Source organism: Xanthomonas translucens pv. undulosa (assembly GCF_017301775.1).
Classification (GTDB): Bacteria; Pseudomonadota; Gammaproteobacteria; order Xanthomonadales; family Xanthomonadaceae; genus Xanthomonas_A; species Xanthomonas_A translucens.
On sequence record NZ_CP063993.1, the window covers coordinates 3,137,691 to 3,156,371 of the forward strand.

The 18,681-nt window shown below is 70.4% G+C and carries 16 protein-coding genes; 13 read left to right on the forward strand and 3 right to left on the reverse strand.

What is annotated here, in order from left to right; translation table 11 throughout:
- The first annotated feature begins 44 nt into the window (after positions 1–44).
- From ISN38_RS13310 to ISN38_RS13370, 13 genes are all read left to right on the forward strand, one after another.
- Positions 45–1,934 carry a S8 family peptidase gene (locus tag ISN38_RS13310; RefSeq protein WP_047325312.1) on the forward strand — a complete coding sequence of 630 codons (1,890 nt, stop codon included), beginning with the start codon at positions 45–47 and terminating at the stop codon, positions 1,932–1,934.
- A 349-nt stretch (positions 1,935–2,283) separates the two neighbouring features.
- Positions 2,284–4,014, forward strand: a complete 1,731-nt coding sequence (gspE, locus tag ISN38_RS13315) for a type II secretion system ATPase GspE (protein ID WP_003466909.1) — start codon at positions 2,284–2,286, stop codon at positions 4,012–4,014.
- A 115-nt stretch (positions 4,015–4,129) separates the two neighbouring features.
- Positions 4,130–5,344 carry a type II secretion system protein XpsF gene (gene xpsF / locus ISN38_RS13320; RefSeq protein WP_003466908.1) on the forward strand — a complete coding sequence of 405 codons (1,215 nt, stop codon included), beginning with the start codon at positions 4,130–4,132 and terminating at the stop codon, positions 5,342–5,344.
- A 346-nt stretch (positions 5,345–5,690) separates the two neighbouring features.
- A complete protein-coding gene (gspG, locus tag ISN38_RS13325; RefSeq protein ID WP_009575957.1) occupies positions 5,691–6,125 on the forward strand; it encodes a type II secretion system major pseudopilin GspG in 435 nt (144 codons plus the stop codon).
- Between the two features lie 103 nt (positions 6,126–6,228).
- On the forward strand, positions 6,229–6,654 hold the full coding sequence (gene xpsH / locus ISN38_RS13330) for a type II secretion system protein XpsH (RefSeq protein ID WP_170874041.1): 426 nt from the start codon (positions 6,229–6,231) through the stop codon (positions 6,652–6,654).
- Complete coding sequence (xpsI, locus tag ISN38_RS13335) at positions 6,651–7,067, forward strand: type II secretion system protein XpsI (protein WP_047325311.1); 417 nt, start codon at positions 6,651–6,653, stop codon at positions 7,065–7,067. Before xpsH ends, xpsI begins: the two co-directional genes overlap by 4 nt.
- On the forward strand, positions 7,064–7,714 hold the full coding sequence (locus tag ISN38_RS13340; protein WP_003466896.1) for a type II secretion system protein J: 651 nt from the start codon (positions 7,064–7,066) through the stop codon (positions 7,712–7,714). The genes xpsI and ISN38_RS13340 overlap by 4 nt, the downstream gene beginning before the upstream one ends.
- The gene (locus ISN38_RS13345; protein ID WP_047325310.1) at positions 7,711–8,571 is read left to right on the forward strand and encodes a type II secretion system minor pseudopilin; all 861 of its coding nucleotides are present in this window, start codon (positions 7,711–7,713) and stop codon (positions 8,569–8,571) included. Before ISN38_RS13340 ends, ISN38_RS13345 begins: the two co-directional genes overlap by 4 nt.
- A complete protein-coding gene (locus ISN38_RS13350; RefSeq protein ID WP_003466890.1) occupies positions 8,568–9,692 on the forward strand; it encodes a PilN domain-containing protein in 1,125 nt (374 codons plus the stop codon). Before ISN38_RS13345 ends, ISN38_RS13350 begins: the two co-directional genes overlap by 4 nt.
- On the forward strand, positions 9,673–10,437 hold the full coding sequence (gene gspM / locus ISN38_RS13355; RefSeq protein ID WP_206711847.1) for a type II secretion system protein GspM: 765 nt from the start codon (positions 9,673–9,675) through the stop codon (positions 10,435–10,437). Before ISN38_RS13350 ends, gspM begins: the two co-directional genes overlap by 20 nt.
- Positions 10,427–11,209, forward strand: coding sequence for a type II secretion system protein XpsN (xpsN, locus tag ISN38_RS13360; protein ID WP_058195442.1), 783 nt, complete (start codon positions 10,427–10,429; stop codon positions 11,207–11,209). Before gspM ends, xpsN begins: the two co-directional genes overlap by 11 nt.
- An 11-nt stretch (positions 11,210–11,220) precedes the next feature.
- A complete protein-coding gene (gene gspD / locus ISN38_RS13365; protein WP_003472443.1) occupies positions 11,221–13,521 on the forward strand; it encodes a type II secretion system secretin GspD in 2,301 nt (766 codons plus the stop codon).
- A 6-nt stretch (positions 13,522–13,527) separates the two neighbouring features.
- Positions 13,528–14,361, forward strand: coding sequence for a glycosyltransferase family 2 protein (locus tag ISN38_RS13370; protein ID WP_003472444.1), 834 nt, complete (start codon positions 13,528–13,530; stop codon positions 14,359–14,361).
- Between the two features lie 302 nt (positions 14,362–14,663).
- On the opposite strand, the gene ISN38_RS13375 is transcribed toward ISN38_RS13370, so the two are convergent.
- The 3 genes from ISN38_RS13375 to ISN38_RS13385 all read right to left on the reverse strand — a co-directional run bounded on the left by ISN38_RS13375 (position 14,664) and on the right by ISN38_RS13385 (position 18,550).
- Entirely contained in the window at positions 14,664–15,401 is a 738-nt protein-coding gene (locus ISN38_RS13375) for a UTRA domain-containing protein (protein ID WP_003472445.1), read from the reverse strand.
- A gap of 115 nt (positions 15,402–15,516) precedes the next feature.
- Positions 15,517–16,092: a nicotinamide riboside transporter PnuC gene (gene pnuC, locus ISN38_RS13380; protein WP_003472446.1), complete on the reverse strand. Its 576-nt coding sequence runs from the start codon at positions 16,090–16,092 to the stop codon at positions 15,517–15,519.
- A gap of 295 nt (positions 16,093–16,387) precedes the next feature.
- Positions 16,388–18,550: a TonB-dependent siderophore receptor gene (locus tag ISN38_RS13385; protein WP_047325307.1), complete on the reverse strand. Its 2,163-nt coding sequence runs from the start codon at positions 18,548–18,550 to the stop codon at positions 16,388–16,390.
- Positions 18,551–18,681: the final 131 nt, after the last annotated feature.

An 18,681-nucleotide genomic window follows, 5' to 3' on the forward strand; every position in this document is an offset into this window, starting at 1 on the left:
CCGCAACTGTCGCCTGATCCACGAACTTTGAAGAGGACGTCAACGTGATCGACAAGCAAAACCTTCGTATCAATGCCATCGCCGCCGCCATGCTGATGATGTCGCTGGGGGTCTCGAGCGCATTCGCGTCCGTTGCCGCGTCGCTGCCGGTCAAGCCGCCGGCCAAGGTCGCACCGGCCGACGCGCAGACTTCCAGCCGCATCGTGGTGCGCTACAAGGCCGGTACCGCCGTGGCCAGCGACCGCCGCGCCAAGCTGTCGGCGGTGCAGTCGGCGGTGACCCGCGCCAGCCTGGGCGGCGGCAACGGCATCTCGCGTGCGGCGGCGGCCAGCGTGCGCGCCGAATACGTGCGCACCCTGGGCGTGGGCGCCGACCTGATCCGCCTGTCGGGCAAGCTGAGCAAGGCCGACATGGACAAGGTGGTGGCGGAAATCGCCGCCGACCCGGCGGTCAAGTACGCGCTGGTGGACGTCACGCTGCAGCATACCGATCTGCCCAAGGCAGCGCTGGCGCAGCCGCAGCTGGTGCCCAACGACCCGCTGTACGCGCAGTACCAGTGGCACCTGAGCAGCGCCACCGGCGGCATCAATGCGCCGGCCGCGTGGGATATTTCCAAGGGTAAAGGCGTTGTCGTCGCGGTGCTGGATACCGGCATCCTGCCGAACCATCCGGACGTGGCGGTCAACCTCCTGCAGGGCTACGACTTCATCTCCGATGCGAAGAAATCGCGGCGTCCGACCGACGCGCGCGTTCCCGGCGCGCTGGACTACGGCGACTGGGTCGAGAACGACAACGAGTGCTACACGGGATCGCTGGCCGATGCCAGCTCCTGGCACGGCAGCCATGTCGCCGGCACCATCGCCGAGGCCACCAACAACGGCATCGGCATGGCCGGCGTCGCGCCGAACGCCACCCTGCTGCCGGTGCGCGTGCTCGGCAAGTGCGGCGGCTACACCTCCGACATCGCCGACGCGATCACCTGGGCCTCCGGCGGCACCGTCGCCGGCGTGCCGGCCAACGCCAATCCGGCCGAGGTCATCAACATGAGCCTGGGCGGCGGCGGTACCTGCGATATGCTGTTCCAGGAGGCGATCGACGGTGCGGTCGCGCGCGGCACCACCGTGGTGGTGGCGGCCGGCAACAGCGCCGGCAATGCCGCCAACTTCAGTCCGGCCAGCTGCGCCAACGTGATCGTGGTCGGCGCGACGCGCATCACCGGCGGCATCGCCTCCTACTCCAACTATGGCGCGGCGGTGGACCTGTCAGGCCCTGGCGGCGGCGGCAGCGTGGACGGCAACCCGGGCGGCTACGTCTGGCAGAACGGCTATAGCGGCGCGACCACGCCGACTTCGGGTGCCTACAAATACACGGGCCTGGGCGGCACCTCGATGGCCTCGCCGCACGTGGCGGCGGTGGCGGCCCTGGTGCAGAGCGCGGTGATCGCCGCCGGCAACGCGCCGCTGACCCCGGCCGCTCTGGAAACCCTGCTCAAGCAGACCGCGCGTCCGTTCCCGGTGTCGATCCCGACCAGCACTCCCATCGGCACCGGCATCGTCGATGCCAAGGCCGCGCTGGCCAAGGCGCTGGAAGTGCCGTGCGACCCGCAGACCGAACAGTGCACGCCGCCGGCGACCGCGCTGACCAATAAGGTGGCGGTGGCCGGCCTGACCGGCGCGACGGGCAACGAGGTGCTGTACAGCTTCGAGGCCGAGGCTGGCGCGGTGCTGAGCTTCCTCACCTACGGCGGCAGCGGCAACGTGTCGCTGTACGTGAGCTTCGACAAGGAGCCCAGTACCACCAACTACGACGCCAAGTCGGTGCGCCCGGGCAACAACGAGACGGTGCGCTTCACCGCGCCGCAGGCCGGCACCTACTACGTCAAGCTGGTCGGCACGTCGAGCTACAGCGGGGTCAGCCTGGTCGCGCGCCAGTAAGCCTGCGATGACGGCGCCGGAGACGGTGCCGGAGCAACCCAAGGAAACCCGGCTTCGGCCGGGTTTCCTTGGGTTGCGGCAATGCAAAAGCCGCGCGCGCGCCTGGCGATACCGCTGTCGGCACGGCGGCCGGCAGTCCGGCATGCGCCGCTGTCGGTTGCGCTTGTGCGCTGCCGCTGGCCATGCACACCGCGCCGCAAGGCACGATGCTGCGCGCCGCGTGTGTCATGCCAATGACGCGCGCCGTGCCGGCATGGCAGTCGTAGACAGTCGCGCCGCCCGCTGCGCCGCGGGCGGGCGGCAGGTCGTGCTGAACTGTTAAAGTCGCCGCACGCTTTGGAGGGATTGTGTGAACGCGCTTGTGAAGGACACTGCTGCCGCTGTCGATACGCCCGAGGCGCGCATCGTCGATGCGTTGCTGGCCAAGGGCCGGCTCAAGGAGGGCGACCTGCTGCGCGCGCGCCAGTTGCAGCGCGAATCCGGCGGCGGCCTGCTGTCGCTGCTGGCGCGGCTGGGGCTGGTCTCCGAGCGCGACCATGCCGAGGTCAGCGCCGAAGTGCTGGGCCTGCCGCTGCTTGACGCCAAGCAATTGCCGGCCACCGCGCCGGAGCACCTGCCCGAGGCGCAGCCGCTGTCGCTGCGCTTCCTCAAGCAATTCCACGTGTGCCCGCTGGGCGAGCGCGATGGCGCGCTGGAACTGTGGATGTCCGATCCGCACGAGGCCTATGCCGCCGACGCGGTGCGCCTGGCCACCGGTTTCCAGGTGCTGCCGCGGGTCGGACTGCGCTCGGAGATCGACGACCTGATCGAGCGTTGGTTCGGCCAGGGCCGCAGCGCGATGGGCGCGATCGTGGAAACCGCCGACGGCGACAGCGCCGCCGCCGACGACATCGAGCACCTGCGCGACCTGGCCTCGGAAGCGCCGGTGATCCGGCTGGTGAATCTGGTGATCCAGCGCGCGGTGGAACTGCGCGCCTCGGACATCCACATCGAGCCGTTTGAGAACCGGCTGAAGGTGCGTTACCGCGTCGACGGCGTGCTGATCGACGGCGAAAGCCCGCCGGTCAACCTGACCGCAGCAGTGATCAGCCGGGTCAAGATCATGGCCAAGCTCAACATCGCCGAGCGCCGCCTGCCGCAGGACGGGCGCATCATGCTGCGCGTGCAGGGCAAGGAACTGGACCTGCGCGTGAGCACCGTGCCCACCGCGCACGGCGAGAGCGTGGTGATGCGCCTGCTCGACCGCGAGACGGTGGTGTTCGACTTCCACCGGCTCGGTTTCACCGACGCGTTCCTGCCGCAGTTCCGCAAGGTGCTGGAGCAGCCGCACGGCATCCTGCTGGTCACCGGCCCCACCGGCTCGGGCAAGACCACCACGCTGTACACCGCGCTGAGCCAGCTCAACACCGCCGACGTCAAGATCATCACCGTCGAGGATCCGGTCGAATACCAGATCGAGGGCATCAACCAGATCCAGGCCAAGCCGCAGATCGGGCTGGATTTCTCGCACGCGCTGCGCAGCATCGTGCGCCAGGACCCGGACATCATCATGATCGGCGAAATGCGCGACCTGGAAACCGCGCGCATCGCGATCCAGTCGGCGCTGACCGGCCACCTGGTGCTGTCCACCCTGCACACCAACAACGCCGCCGGCGGCATCACCCGCCTGCTCGACATGGGCGTGGAGGATTATCTGCTGACCTCCACCATCAACGGCATCCTGGCGCAGCGCCTGGTGCGGCGCCTGGAGCCGACCCACGCCGAGCGCTATCCGGCCTCGCCGGAGGAGATCGAGAAGTTCGAACTGCGCCGGCTGCAGCCCGAGGGCGAGATCTGCCTGTTCCGCCCGCGGCCCTCGGCGATCGCGCCGACCGGCTACCTGGGCCGCACCACGATCATGGAATTTTTGGTGATGAACGACGCGCTGCGCCGCGCGGTGATGCGCCACGCCGGCATGGGCGAGATCGAGCAGCTGGCGCGCGAGGCCGGCATGCGCACGATGTACGAAGACGGCATTGGCAAGGCGCTCAGCGGGCAGACCACGATCGAGGAAGTGCTGCGCGTGACGGAGGAAACCTGATGCGCGCGGCACGCTGCCCGGCAGTGCGCGTCAGCGCCGCGGCGCGCCGGCGCGCGTGCAGTGCGCGCGGCCTGCTTTGCGCGTCCCGCGTCCCATGTCCCGCGTCCCGCAGCTAATGCCCCTGTACCGCTACAAAGCGCTCAACCCGCACGGCGAGATCCTGGAAGGCCAGATGGAAGCCGCCAGCGACGCCGAGGTGGCGCTGCGCCTGCAGGAGCAGGGGCATATGCCGATGGAGGCCAAGCTCGCGGCGCAGGGCGGCGGCACCTCGCTGCGCGGCCTGTTCCGGCCCAAGCCGTTCGACGGTGCGGCGCTGGTGCAGTTCACCCAGCAGCTGGCGACCCTGCTCGGCGCCGGCCAGCCGCTGGACCGCGCGCTGACCATCCTGCTCGAACTGCCCGAGGACGAGCGCTCCAAGCGCACCGTTGGCGACATCCGCGACGCGGTGCGCGGCGGCGCGCCGCTGTCCACCGCGCTGGAGCGCCAGCACGGCCTGTTCTCGCGCCTGTACATCAACATGGTCCGCGCCGGCGAGGCCGGCGGCAGCCTGCACGATACGCTGCAGCGCTTGGCCGAATACCTGGAGCGCAGCCGCGAACTGAAGGGACGGGTGATCAACGCGCTGATCTATCCGGCGATCCTGGTCAGCGTGGTCGGCTGCGCGCTGCTGTTCCTGCTCGGCTACGTGGTGCCGCAGTTCGCGCTGATGTACGAGAGCCTGGACGTGCAGCTGCCATGGTTCACCCAGGCGGTGCTGGGCGTGGGCCTGTTCGTGCGCGACTGGTGGATCGCGCTGCTGGTGGTACCGGGGCTGGCGCTGCTGGCGATCGACCGCAAGCGCCGCGATCCGGTATTCCGCGCCCGCTTCGACGCCTGGTTGCTCAAGCAGCGCTTCATCGGCGTGCTGATCGCGCGGCTGGAAACCGCGCGGCTGACCCGCACCCTGGGCACCTTGCTGCGCAACGGCGTGCCGCTGCTGTCCGCGCTGGGCATCTCGCGCAACGTGCTGTCGAACCTGGCGCTGACCGCCGACGTCGGCGCCGCCGCCGACGACGTCAAGAACGGCCATGGCCTGTCGGCGTCGCTGTCCAAGGGCAAGCGCTTCCCGCGGTTGGCGCTGCAGATGATCCAGGTCGGCGAGGAATCCGGCGCGCTGGATACGATGCTGCTGAAGACCGCCGACACCTTCGAACAGGAAACCGCGCAGGCGATCGACCGCTTGCTTGCCGCGCTGGTGCCGCTGATCACCCTGGTCCTGGCCTCGGTGGTCGGGCTGGTGATCATTTCCGTCCTCGTTCCTCTGTACGACCTCACCAATGCGATTGGGTGAGGCGCCACGCTCATGCGCCATGGCGCATGTGGCGCCGAACGCCCGGCCATGGATGGCCGGGCCGGTCTGTCTGGGTGCAGCCTGTTGCGCCATGGACGGCAGCAGCAATGCCGGCAGCGCAGGGATGATGGCGTGAACCTGTGGCGCCGCGAATGGTCGAAGCAATGGGCGCACCCATGCCCGCAGCATGTGTGCGCCGCGTCATGCGCGAAGTGCGAGATGCGTCAATCGCGGCCCTGCCGCCGCCGTCGCCGCGCATGAAGCGTAGCTGCACGACCCGCACGCGTCGGCGTCGCTTGTCACCGCGTTCGGCTACATAGGCTTTCCACCGCAAGGATCCGATGCAATGCGAAATATCCGCTCCCTGACCCGTTCCCCCTCTGCCGCGCGCCAGTCGGGCATGAGCCTGCTGGAAATCATCATCGTCATCGTGCTGATCGGCGCGGTGCTGACCCTGGTCGGCAGCCGCGTGCTCGGCGGCGCCGATCGCGGCAAGGCCAATCTGGCCAAGTCGCAGATCCAGACCATGGCCGGCAAGATCGACAACTACCAGCTGGACACCGGCAAGCTGCCGTCCAAGCTCGACGATCTGGTCGCCGCGCCGGGTGGCGTCAGCGGCTGGCTCGGTCCGTATGCCAAGGCCACCGAACTGAACGATCCGTGGGGCCATCCGATCGAGTACAAGGTGCCCGGCGACGGCAAGCCGTTCGATCTGATCAGCCTGGGCAAGGACGGCCAGCCCGGCGGCACCAGTTACGACGCCGACATCAAGTACGAGTGATCGCGGCATCGTGAGTCACACTTCTGCCGGCGTTCTCCAGCGCGGTGCGCACGCGTGCGTACCGCCGGCGCCTGCGCGCCTGCGCGGGGTGTCGCTGCTGGAGATGTTGCTGGTGGTGGGGCTGATTGCGATCGCCGCAGTACTGGCGGCGTCGGTGCTGACCGGCGGCGTCGACGGCATGCGCCTGCGCTCGTCGGCCAAGGAGATCGCCGCGCAGCTGCGCTACACGCGCGCGCAGGCGATCGCCAGCGGCCAGCCGCAACGCTTCCTGATCGATCCGCAGGCGCACCGCTGGCAGGCGCCCAACGGTCGCCATGGCGAAATCCCGGCGTCGCTGGCGATCCGCTTCAGCGGCGCGCGCGAGGCGCAGCGGCGCCAGGACGAAGGCGCGATCCAGTTCTTCGAGGACGGCGCGGCTACAGGCGGGCGCATCGAGTTGCTGACGCGCAAGGCCAGCTGGCGCATCGACGTGGCCTGGCTGACCGGCGAGGTCAAGGTCGGGCGTCCGCCGCAGCAGGGCATGCCATGAAGGCGCAGCGCGGCTACACGCTGATCGAGGTGATCGTGGCGTTCGCGCTGCTGGCGCTGGCGCTGACCCTGCTGCTCGGCTCGCTGTCCGGCGCCGCACGCCAGGTCAAGCGCGCCGACCAGCTCAGCCGTGCCACGCTGTACGCGCAATCGTTGCTGGCCGCGCAAGGCGTGGAACAGCCGCTGCAACCCGGCCGCGCACAGGGCAGCTTCGAGCAGGGCCATTACCGCTGGACCCTGGACGTGGCGCCGTACGTCGATGCGCGACGCCCGCCGGACACGACGCTGACGCCGGGCCTGCCGACGCTGCTGCAACTGAACCTGCAGGTACGCTGGGGCGATGCGTCGGCGCAGGCGTTGCAGTGGAAGACATTGCGTCTGGTCAGCGCGCAGAACAACGGGATGCCGCAGTGAGCCGCGCGCCGGGCCTTGCCGCCGCGCGCGGCTTCACCCTGATCGAAGTGCTGCTGGCCACGGTGTTGCTGGTCGGCGGGCTGACCCTGGCCTTCGCCACGCTGCGATCGGCCACCGCGATCAGCGGGCGCGGCGAGACCATCGCCGGGCGCAGCGAGCGCATGCGCGCGGTCGAGGGTTTCCTGCGCCGGCGCCTGAGCGGCGCGCAAGCGCTGGCGCTGGACATCGACAGCCGCACCCTGCAGCCGGTGCGCTTCGTCGGTGAGCCGCAGCGCATGCAGTTCGTCGCCGATCTTCCCGGTTATCTGGGCCGCGGTGGCCCTTACCTGCACGACCTCAGCGTCAGCGGCGACGGCGACCGGCAGCGCCTGGCGATCGCGCTGGTGCAGGTGCAGGCCGGCAAGCAGATCGCCGACGCCAAGCCGCGCCTGCCCGAGCCGCTGGCCGAGGGCCTGCGCCAGGTGCGTTTCCGCTACCGCGGCATCGATCCGGAGCGCGGTACGATCGGACCCTGGCAGGAACGCTGGGAAAAGACCGATCAGTTGCCGCTGCTGGTGTCGATCGAACTGAGCAGCGACGACGGCATGCTGTGGCCGCCGCTGGTGGTGGCGTTGCGCCAGGCCGGCGGCGCCGAGGCACGGCAATGAGCGCGGCACCCGGGCAGGCGCGCGGCGCGGCGCTGGTGCTGGTGCTGTGGCTGATCGCGCTGCTCACCGCGCTGATCGGCGCGTTCGCGCTGACCGCGCGCACCGAGGGCCTGCAGGGTAAGGTGCTGGGCGACGGCGCGGCGGCGCAGGAGCGCGCCCGCGCCGGGCTGGAGTACGCGCTGACCCGGCTCGCCGGCACGCCGACGCAGCCGGGCTGGCGCGCCGACGGGCGCCGCTACCGCTGGCGGTACGAAGACGCCACGATCGACCTGCGGGTCACCGACGAGAGCGGCAAGGTCGATCTGAACCTGGCCGACGCGCCGTTGCTGGCGGCGCTGGTGCGTGCGGTCGGTGGCGATCCGCAGCGCGCCGACCGCATCGCCGCGGCGATCGTGGACTGGCGCGACCCGGACAACCTCAGCCAGCCCAACGGCGGCGCCGAGGACCCGGACTACGCTGCCGCCGGGCTGCCGTACGGCGCCAAGGACGCACCATTCGAGAGCCTGGCCGAACTGCAGCTGGTACTGGGCATGGATGCGGACTTATACGCCAAGCTGCTGCCGAACCTGACCCTGTATAGCGGCATTTCGCGCCCGGCGCCGGATTTCGCGCCGGCGCCGGTGCTGACCGCGCTCGGCCTGGATGCGCAGCAGGCGCTGGCGCAACGCGAGCGCAACGACCCGGCGCAGGCCGCTGCGATCGGCGGGGGCGGTGGCACCTACAGCATCGAAAGCCGCGCGCGACTGGCGGCCGGGCGCGAGGCGGTGCTGCGCGCCGTGGTGCGCCCAGGCTCGTCGGCGCTACCGGGCAGCGCCTACACTGTGCTGCGATGGGAAGAAGGATCGGCCGTTCGATGACTGCGTGGCGGGACACGATGAACAAGCTCGGCGTACGCATGGCGCCCGGTGCCGGCGGCGTGCTGGCCTGGTGGCAGCGTTCGCTGATGGCGTGGCTACCGCCGCGCTGGCAACTGCAGCTGGGCTGGTCGCAGGCGCGGCTGCTGCTGTGGCGCGAGGGCGAACAGCTAGTGGTCGCGCGCCAGGTCGATGCCGAACTGGGCACGCCGCTGGCGTTGCCGTGGCCGTTGCTGCCGAGCGACCTGGAGGCCGTGCTCGGCCCGCGCCTGGCCGCGTTGCCGCGGGTGTGGCTGCTGCCGGCGCCCGCCGCGCTGCAGCGCACGCTGCGCCTGCCCGCCGCGGCCGCCGAGCATCTGCGCGACGTGGTCAGGTTCGAGATCGACCGGCAGACGCCGTTCCAGGCCGACCAGGTGGTCTACGACGTGCGCCCCGGCGCGCGCCGCGACGATGCGCAACTGGATGCCGAACTGGTGGTGGCGCCGCGCCGCGTGCTGGAGGATCTGCAGGACAGCGCCGGTGCGCTGCGCCCGACCCTGGCCGGGGTCGATGTCGCCGCCGCCGACGGCACGCCGTTGGGGGTCAACCTGCTGCCGCCGGAGCAGCGCCATCGCCGCGCCGATCCGATGCGGCGCTGGAACGCGATCCTTGCCGCGACCGCGCTGCTGGCGCTGTTCGCCGCCGGCTGGCAGCTGCTGGACAACCGCCGCGACGCGCTTGAGCAGTTGCGCGCCCAGGTGGACAACGGCGCGCAGCGCGCGCGGGGCGTGGCCGCGCAGCGCCAGCAGCTGGTCGATCTGGTCGAAGGCGCGGCCTTCTTCGACCAACTGCGCGCCGAGCGCCCGACCGCGCTGGAAATCTGGAACGAACTGAGCAAGCGCCTGCCCGAGGGCACGTACCTGGAAAAATTCTCGGTCGAAGGCGACCAATTGCAGCTGATCGGCCTCAGCAGCGAGGCGTCCTCGCTGGTCGGGCGGCTGGAGGGTTCGCCGCTGTGGCGCACGCCGTCGCTGACCGGCGTGCTGCAGGCCGATCCGGGCAGCCACCGCGACCGTTTCACCCTGACCGCCGAACTGGCCGGGACCAAGCGCAAGGAGGCCGCCAATGCCGGTGCAGGTCGATAAGCGCGACCGCTGGCTGGCGCTGGGCCTGCTGCTGGTGGCGCTGGCGCTGGCCTATCTGCTGCTGGTGCATCCGTGGTGGACCGTGCCGATGCGCGAAGTCGAGACGCAGATCCAGGAATTGCGCCAGCGCGAATTGCGCGTGCGCATGCAGTTGCAGCAGGCGCCGCAGGTGGCGCAACGGCTGCAGCAGGCACAACGCGCCCTGGCCACGCGCCCGGGCTTCCTGCGCGAGACCTCGGCCGAGCTGGCCTCGGCCGGGCTGGTGCAGCGCCTGGAAAGCGCGGTGGCCACCGCCAGCCCCGGCAACCGCAGCTGCGCGATCAGCAACCGCTCGCCGCTGGCCGCCGACAACCGCCGCGACCGCTTCACCCGCGTCGCGGTGCAGGTGCGGCTGCGTTGCGGCACCCCGGAACTGGCGGCGGTGCTGCACGCGCTGGAAAGCGGCAGCCCGGCGCTGTTCGTGGACAACCTCAACGTGATGGCGCAGCGCTACCAGCTGTCGCCGGGCGAGAGCGGCAACGGCCTGGACGTGGCCTTCGAACTGGCCGGCTATCTGCGCCCGAACGCGATGCCGGCGCCGCCTGCGGCCGCGGGCATGCCGTCGTCCGGTGACGCACCGGCGCTGGATGCCGGCACGCCTGCCGGGTCCGGCCCGAGCGACCCCGCCGCCACCCAGGCCCCACCGGCCATGCCCGATGCCGCCGCGCAACCGCCGCAGCAAGTGGAGGGCGCGCATGCGAATTGAAGCGATCGGGCTGCGCACCGTATGGCTGGCGACATTGGCGCTGTGGGGGCTGCTGATCTGGGCGTTGGGGCTGGCCGGGCTCGGCCAGCGCATCGTGCCGCTGCCCGACGATCCGGGCATGACCCAGCGCCTGCCGAGCTTGCCGGCCGCGTCCGCCGAGCGCCTCGGCGATTATTCGCGCTATGCCGAGATCGCCGCGCGTCCGGTGTTCGCCGAAGACCGCCTGCCGCATCCGTTCTTCCTCAGCGCCGACAACGGCCAGGGCGCCGCGCCGAGCGTGCGCCTGACCGGGGTGCTGCTCACCGACAGCTTCAAGATGGCCACGCTGACCACCGAGCAGGGCGAATCGCTGCGCCTGCAGGAAGGCCACGACCCGGTCAAGGGCTGGCGCTTGCTGTCGCTGCAACCGCGCCGCGCGGTGGTCAGCGGCAGCGGCGGTACTCAGACCCTGGAACTGCAGGTGTTCGACGGCAAGGGCGGGCAACCGCCGACCGCGCTCGGCCAGGGCGCCCGCCCGCCGGGCATGCCGCCGTTGCCGGCGGCGCCATCGTCGCCTGCTGCGCCTGCGCTTAACGCCCCGGCCACTCCCGTCGCCGCCACGCCGCAGGCGGGCGCCAACGGCACGCCGCCGACCCCGGCGCCGAGCGCACCGGCGGCCGCGCCGGCGCCGTCGACGCAACAGTTGCAAGCCATTCGTGAACGTATCGAAGCCCGCCGCCGGCAGTTGCAGCAGCAGCGCCAGAACGGCACCACCCCCGGCCAGAACCCTTGAAGAGTGATCGCATGACGCCGCGCTTGTTTTCCCTGTTCCTCGCGATCGGCCTGGTGGCCGGCTGCGCCACCACGCCTTCGCCGGACGTCCGCCGCGGCGCCGCGATCGATCCCAAGGTCGGCGCCGCCGGCAGCACCAGCGGCACCGCCGGCGGGCCGGCCGGCGCAGCCGATCCCAACGACATCCCGGACCGCGTGGCCCCGGTGATCCGCCGCGGCAGCGGCACCATGATCAATTCCAGTGCCGCCGCCGCGCCGGCGCCGTCGCTGGCCAACGCCAGCAGCGGCAGCGCCACCTTCAACTTCGAAGGCGAGTCGGTGCACGCGGTGGTCAAGGCGATCCTCGGCGACATGCTCGGGCAGAACTACGTGATCGCGCCGGGCGTGCAGGGCACGGTGACCCTGGCCACGCCCAAGCCGGTGTCGCCGGCGCAGGCGCTGAACCTGCTGGAGATGGTGCTGGGCTGGAACAACGCGCGCATGGTCTACAGCGGCGGCCGCTACAACATCGTGCCCGCCGACCAGGCCCTGGCCGGCACCGTGGCGCCGAGCACCGCCTCGCCGGCCAGCGCGCGCGGCTTCGAGGTGCGGGTGGTGCCGCTGAAGTTCATTTCTGCCAGCGAAATGAAGAAGGTGCTGGAGCCGTACGCGCGGCCGAACGCGATCGTCGGCATCGACGGCGCGCGCAACGTCATCACCCTCGGTGGCACCCGCGCGGAACTGGAGAATTACCTGCGCACAGTGCAGATCTTCGACGTGGACTGGCTGTCGGGCATGTCGGTCGGCGTGTTCCCGATCCAGTCGGGCAAGGCCGAGCAGGTCTCCGCCGACCTGGAGAAGGTGTTCGGCGACAACAGCAAGACGCCCAGCGCCGGCATGTTCCGCTTCATGCCGCTGGAGAACGCCAACGCGGTGCTGGTGATCACCCCGCAGGCGCGCTACCTGGACCAGATACACGATTGGCTGGACCGCATCGACAGCGCCGGCGGCGGCAGCCGGCTGTTCTCCTACGAACTGAAATACATCAAGGCCAAGGACCTGGCCGACCGCCTGGCCGAAGTGTTCGGCGCCGGCGGCAACCGCGGCGATTCCAACGCCTCGCTGATGCCGGGTGCGCAGCTGAGCCAGATGGGCGGCGGCGGCCTCAATGGCGGCCTCAACGGCAGCAGCGATGGCGGCCTGGGCGGCAGCGGCGGCCTCAACGGCAGCAGCGACAGCCTGTCCTCGGGCAGCGGCGGTTCCTCGTCCGGCAGCAGCAGCGGCGGTCTGGGCAGCGGCAGCCTGCAGCTGTCGCCGCGCACTTCCGGCAACGGCAGCGTGACCCTGGACGTGCAGGGCGACAAGGTCGGCGTGTCGGCGGTGGAGGAGACCAACACCTTGCTGGTGCGCTCCACGCCGCAGTCGTGGCGCTCGATCCGCGACGTGGTCGAGAAGCTCGACGTGATGCCGATGCAGGTGCACATCGAGGCGCAGGTGGCCGAGGTCAGCCTGACCGGGCAATTGCAGTACGGGGTGAACTGGTTCTTCGAGCAGGCGGTGAGCGCCGCTGGCGATGCGACGAACATCGGTATCGGCGGTGGTGGTGCAGGCCTGCCCAGCGCCGCGGGACGCAGCATCTGGGGCGATATCGCTGGCAAGGTCACAAACACCGGTCTCGGCTGGACCTTCCTCGGCAAAAACGCCGCCGCGGTGATCTCCGCGCTGGATCAGATCACCAACGTCAAGCTGCTGCAGACCCCGTCGGTGTTCGTGCGCAACAACGCCGAGGCCACGCTCAACGTCGGCACGCGCATCCCGATCAATTCGACCTCGATCAACACCGGCATTGGTACAGACGCCAGCTATTCGTCGGTGCAGTACCTCGACACCGGTGTGATCCTCAAGGTGCGCCCGCGGGTGACCAAGGACGGCATGGTGTTCCTGGACATCGCGCAAGAGGTCAGTACGCCGAGCGACCGGCCGGCGGCGTGCAATAGCACCACGACGGTCGTCAATAGTTCGGCCTGCAACGTCGATATCAATACGCGGCGGGTCAAGACCGAGGCAGCGGTGCAAAGCGGCGACACCATCATGCTCGCAGGCCTGATCAGCGACAGAACCAGTGACGGCAGCAATGGCGTTCCGTTCCTGAGCAAGTTGCCGGTGGTCGGCGCGCTGTTCGGGTCGAAATCGCAGCAAAGCAACCGCAACGAAGTGATCGTGCTGCTGACCCCGACGATCGTGCGCAACCCGCAGGAAGCGCGCAATCTCACCGACGAGTACGGGCAGAAGTTCAAGGCGATGCAGCCGCTGCCGGCAGCGGGCAAGAAGTAAGCGCAGGTGACCCTGCCCATCGTGCTGCTGCCGGTCGGCGTCGACGACGTCGCGCTGGACGCATGCCTGGGCGCGCTGGAGGCACAGACCCCGGCCGGCACCCGCGTGTGGCTGGCCGACGACGCGCAGGCGGGACCGCGCGGCATCCGGGTGATCGAGGCCTGGCTGGCGCGCACCCGCCTGCAGGCCGACTATACCCGGCGCCCGCGCATGCTCGGCGAGGTCGCGCACCTGGACGAAATGCTGCGCGCCTGCGGCGCGGCCGACGTGGTGGTGCTGGCTGCGGACGCGCAGCCGCTGCCCGGCTGGCTGCAGCACCTGAGCGCATGCCTGGCGCGCGATGCGGCCATCGCCAGCGCCACGCCGTGGAGCAATGCGGGCGAAGCCTGCGCCTGGCCGCGGCTGGGCGAGATCAATCCGCTGCCCGACGATGGCGAGCGCCTGGCACGCGCCTGCGCGGCGCTGCCGCCGGAGCATCCGGAACTGCCGTCGGCGGTGTGCCATGCGGTGGCCCTGCGCGGCGCGCCGCGGCAGCGCGCCGGCGGCCTGGACGCGAGCAGTTACGGTTCCTGGTACGCGGCCCTGATCGACCTGTCGCTGCGCATGGCCGGACTCGGCTGGCGCAACGTGTTGTGCGAGACCGCCTACGTGGGGTGCAGCGGCGAGGGCCGCGCCGCCGACGGCGACATGGACGCGCTGGCCACGCGCTGGCCGGCCTGGCATGCGCGGCTGGCCGGCTTCCTGATGCACGATCCGCTGCACGCGCGCCGCGAGCAGCTGCAACGCCTGTACGCCGACCTGCCGCCGCCGGACCCGCAGCGCGCGCTGTTCGACGCCTAGCAGGCTGCTGAAATACCAATTTGGACCTAACAAACCCACACCGGTGAGCCGTCTCTTGTGAGTTCTGCGTCCTCTGCTGACATCGGACGCCTCAGATTCCACGCAGAAGCCCCAAAACGGGGTATCTCAAGACGACAGTCATAGGTCTTGTGGAGTTTTTCAGCAGCCTGCTAGCGCGCGACACCTGTAGGAGCGGCTTCAGCCGCGACAGATGGCCGGCAACTCGTCGCGGCTGAAGCCGCTCCTACAGGTGCATGTACCGGTGCATGTTCGCCATGCTCCTGCCAATGCGCAGGCCGGCCTCACTGCGGCGGCGCCTGTACCTCCACCGTCACTTCCAGCACGTCGTGGCGCCAGGACTCGCTATCGAATTCCACCGCGCGGCCGTCCGCCGCATAGCTGACCCGCTGCAGCCGGAAGCACGGCGTGCCGGCGGTGGACTGCAGCAGCGCGGCCTGCTCGGCGACCAGCGTGGCCGGATACATCGACAGCCGGCTGCGCGCCAGGTGTAGCCCGAGCCGTTGTCCCAGCACGGTGCTGAGCGAGCCGGCCAGGTCGTGATCGAGCAGGGTCGGCGCCCACGCGGCGAGAATCGCATTGGTCTCCAGCAGCACCGCGCGGCGGCCGATCCAGCGCCGGCGCTGCAGCACGAACACCTCGGCCCCGGCCTCGTCCAGTTCCAGCTGCCGCGCCAGCGTCGCGCCGGCCGGCTGGCGCCGCGCGCTCAGCAGTTCGGTGCGTGGCGTGCCGCCCTGCGCGGCCACGTACTGCATGAAGCCGGCGATGCTGGTGGGATCGTGGCGCACGCGCGGCGCACTGACGAACCAGCCGCGCCGGTTCTCGCGGTAGAGATAGCCTTCCGATTCCAGTTGCTGCAGCGCCTCGCGCAAGGTGATGCGGGTGCAGCCGAACAGCGTGGCCAGTTCGCGCTCCACCGGCAGGCGCTGGTCCGCCGCCCACTCGCCGCCGACGATGCGCGCCAGCAGTGCATCGACGATGCGCTGGCCGAAGCCGGTGGCGGGATTCAACGGCGTGGGCATGGGGTCTCCGTGGCGCTGCGGCAGAGGCTAACGTGCCGGTGCCGCTGGTGCACGCGGCGCGCTGCCGGCAGCCGCTGTGTTGGGGTGTCGCCGCCATGACGCACGCCGCGGCGGTTCATGGCGCCGCGACGGCGACGCCGCGCTGCTCCGCTTGCCACAGCCGCAGGCCGTAGATCGCCAGCAGCACGAAGCCGGCGTACAGCGCTGCGGTGGGATACAGCCCCTTGTAGACGAACACGCCGACGTAGAGGCTGTCGAGCACGATCCACAGGGTCCAGTTGGCGATGCGCTTGCGCGCCGCCCAGACGCTGGCGACCAGGCTGAAGGCGGACAGCGCTGCGTCCAGCCACGGCAGCGCGGCATCGGTGTGACGGTGCATCAGCCAGCCCAGCGACAGCGCGCCGGCGGCGCCGGCCAGCAGCGACAGCACGCCCTCGCGTCGCGGCAGCGGGCCGACCTGGACCTTGCCGTGGTCGAGCCGGCCCTGGCTCCAGCGCCACCAGCCGTAGCCTTGCAGGACCACGTAGACGCCCTGCAGCAGCATGTCCGAGTACAGCTTCCACTGGTAGAACAGCCACGCGTACAGCAGCACTGCGACCACGTTGACCGGCCAGCACCAGCGCACCCGGCGCGCGGTCAGCCAGACGCCGAGTATGTTGACCAGCACGGCGAGGAGTTCGAGGGGGGACATGGGGGTGGGGTTCGGTGGTTGGGGGGACTCGGGACTCGGGACTCGGGACTCGGGACTCGGGACTCGGGACTCGGGATTTTCGCAAGTTCGCAGCTTCTGCGCTTTTCTGTAGGAGGGGCTTCAGCCCCGACGCGTTACCGGTAAGGCGTCGGGGCTGAAGCCCCTCCTACAAAAAAAGCGGCTGCGCCGGAGCTGCAAAAGAAGCCGCTTTTTTTAAAAAAATCGGCCCTTTTTGCATCAAATCGCTTGACATCGATTTACCCCGGGACATCATCCTGCCGTCCCGAGTCCCGACTCAGAAATCGAACTGCAGCGCCAGCCGCGCGGTGCGCGGCGCGCCAAGGAACAGATAGTCGTCGCCCAGGTACTCGCCGACGTCGCGCCAGTAGCGTTTGTCGGTCAGGTTGTCCACGCTCAGCCGCAGCGTGGTCGGCAGCGTACCCAGCCGCGTCGCGTAGCGTGCGCCCACGTTGTAGACGGTGTAGCCACCGACGGCGACGCGGCCGCTGCGGTCGGCGTACTTGGCGCCGCTGTACTGCGCGCCGCCCAGCAGCGCCAGGCCGCTCGCGCCCGGCACGTCCCAGCTGGCCTGGGCGCTGGCGCGCAGCCTGGGCACGTTCAGTGCCTGGTGGCCTTCGTAGGCCGGCGTGCCGGTGTCCTCGGCGCGCGCGCGGAGGCCGGCGACGCTGGCCTGCAAGTGCAGCCGCGCGCCGACCGTGCCGTCGGCCGACAGTTCGATGCCGCGGTTGTGCAGGCGGCCCTGCTGCAGGTACAGGAAGCTGCCGTCGGCCTGCGGCTGCGCGTACTGATAGGCCTGGCGCATGTCGAACACGGCCGCGCCAAGCGCCAGGCCGTCGCGCTCGTATTTCAGGCCGGCTTCCGTCTGGTAGGCGCTGGTCGGGGCGAGGATCGCATCGGCGTTGCTGGCGAACCACGACGCGGTGCCGCCCGGCGCCAGGCCCTTGGCGAAGCTGGCGTACAGCGACAGCGTGTCGTGCGGCTTGAACAGCAGCGCCGCCTGCGGCATCAATTCCGAGCGGCGGGTGTGCCGGGCCAGCGCGCCGTCGCGGTCCCAGGCGCGCTCGTCGTAGCGCACCTGGCGCGCGCCCAGCAGCAGCTGCCAGGCCTCGCCGATGCCGATGCGGTCGCTGACCAGCAGCGATTGCTGGGTGCTGTCCAGGCGCCGGCGCCTGGGGCCGAGTTCGGCATCGGCCTGCGCCAGCAGCGGCGGATCGGCGGCGATGTTGCCGCTGCCGATCAATGCGTTGATCGCGCCGTGCTGGTCGATGGTCCGGTGCAGCTCGTCCAGGCCGGCGTTGAGCTGGTGCTGCAGCGCGCCGGTGGCGAACGTGCCGGAGACGCTCGCCTGCACCTGGTCGTTGCGGCGCGTGTCGTCGGGGCTGCGGTAGTCGTAGAGGTCGTAGTCGCCTTCGCGGCTGAAGTGGTTGGGGATCGCGTCGCTGGCGCAGCTGGCCGCACCGTAGCAGCCCCAGGCGAAGCTGGAATAGTCGTCGATCACCGCGCGGCTGTGCGCGGCCGCCAGCTGTGCGCGCCAGGCGTCGTTGAAGCGGTATTGATAGCGCAGCTGCGCATTGAGCGCGTCGATGCCGACCGGCCTGGACCAGGGCTGGTAGGCCAGCAGCCGGTGCACCGACACATCGCCGGGCACGCGCTCGCCGCCGAGCAATTGATAGCCGGGCACCGAGCGCTGTTGCCGGTCCTGGTCTTCCACGTCGAGCTGCAGCGACGATTGCGCATCGATGTTCCAGTCCGCGGCCAGCGACAGGAAATTGCGCCGGCCGTCGGCATGCGCGACGTAGCTGCGGATGTCCTCGTGCGCGGCGTTGACGCGCAGGCCGAACTGGCGCTCGCGGCCGAACCAGTCGCCCAGATCCAGCGCGGCGTAGCGGCCGCCGTCGTCGTCCGTGCCCAGGACCAGCGTGCGCACCTGCTGCGGGCGCTTGGTGATGTAGTCGATCACGCCGGCCGGCTCGGTGAGCCCGGACTGCAGTCCGGACAGGCCCTTGAGCACCTGCACCTGCTGTTTGTTCTCCAGCGCCACGTTCTGCTCGCCGGTGACGGTCAGGCCGTTGATCCGGTAGCTGTTGGCGGCGTTGAGCGAATAGCCGCGCACCACGAAGTTCTCGTAGTAGCCGATCGGCGCGTAGCTGTCGCCGACCGCGGCGTCGGCGCGCAGCACTTCGCTGAGCACGCGCACCTGTCGGTCGTCCAGCTGCGCGCGGTCGATCACTTCGATCGAGGCGGGCGTGTCCAGCAGCGCGGCGTCGCCGTAGCCGCCCAGCGCGGAGCGGTGGCGCGGCTGCTCGCCCTGCACGTTGACCGCGTCCAGCTCGACCGGCGTCTGCGGGTCCGCAGCGTTCGCGCGTGCCGGTGCGGCGGTGGCGGCCAGCGCCAACGCCAGGGCGAGCGGTGCGAGTGCGGGAAAGGGATGCGGCATGCTGGAACCTCTAAGCGGGAATCGGAACGGAAAAGACGGATGCCGCTGCGCGCGGGCAAGGGCGTGGGCGTGGGCAGACGCGCTGCCGGCAGCGCGGCGCGGCATGCATGCGCAATGGGCGTGCCGGCGCG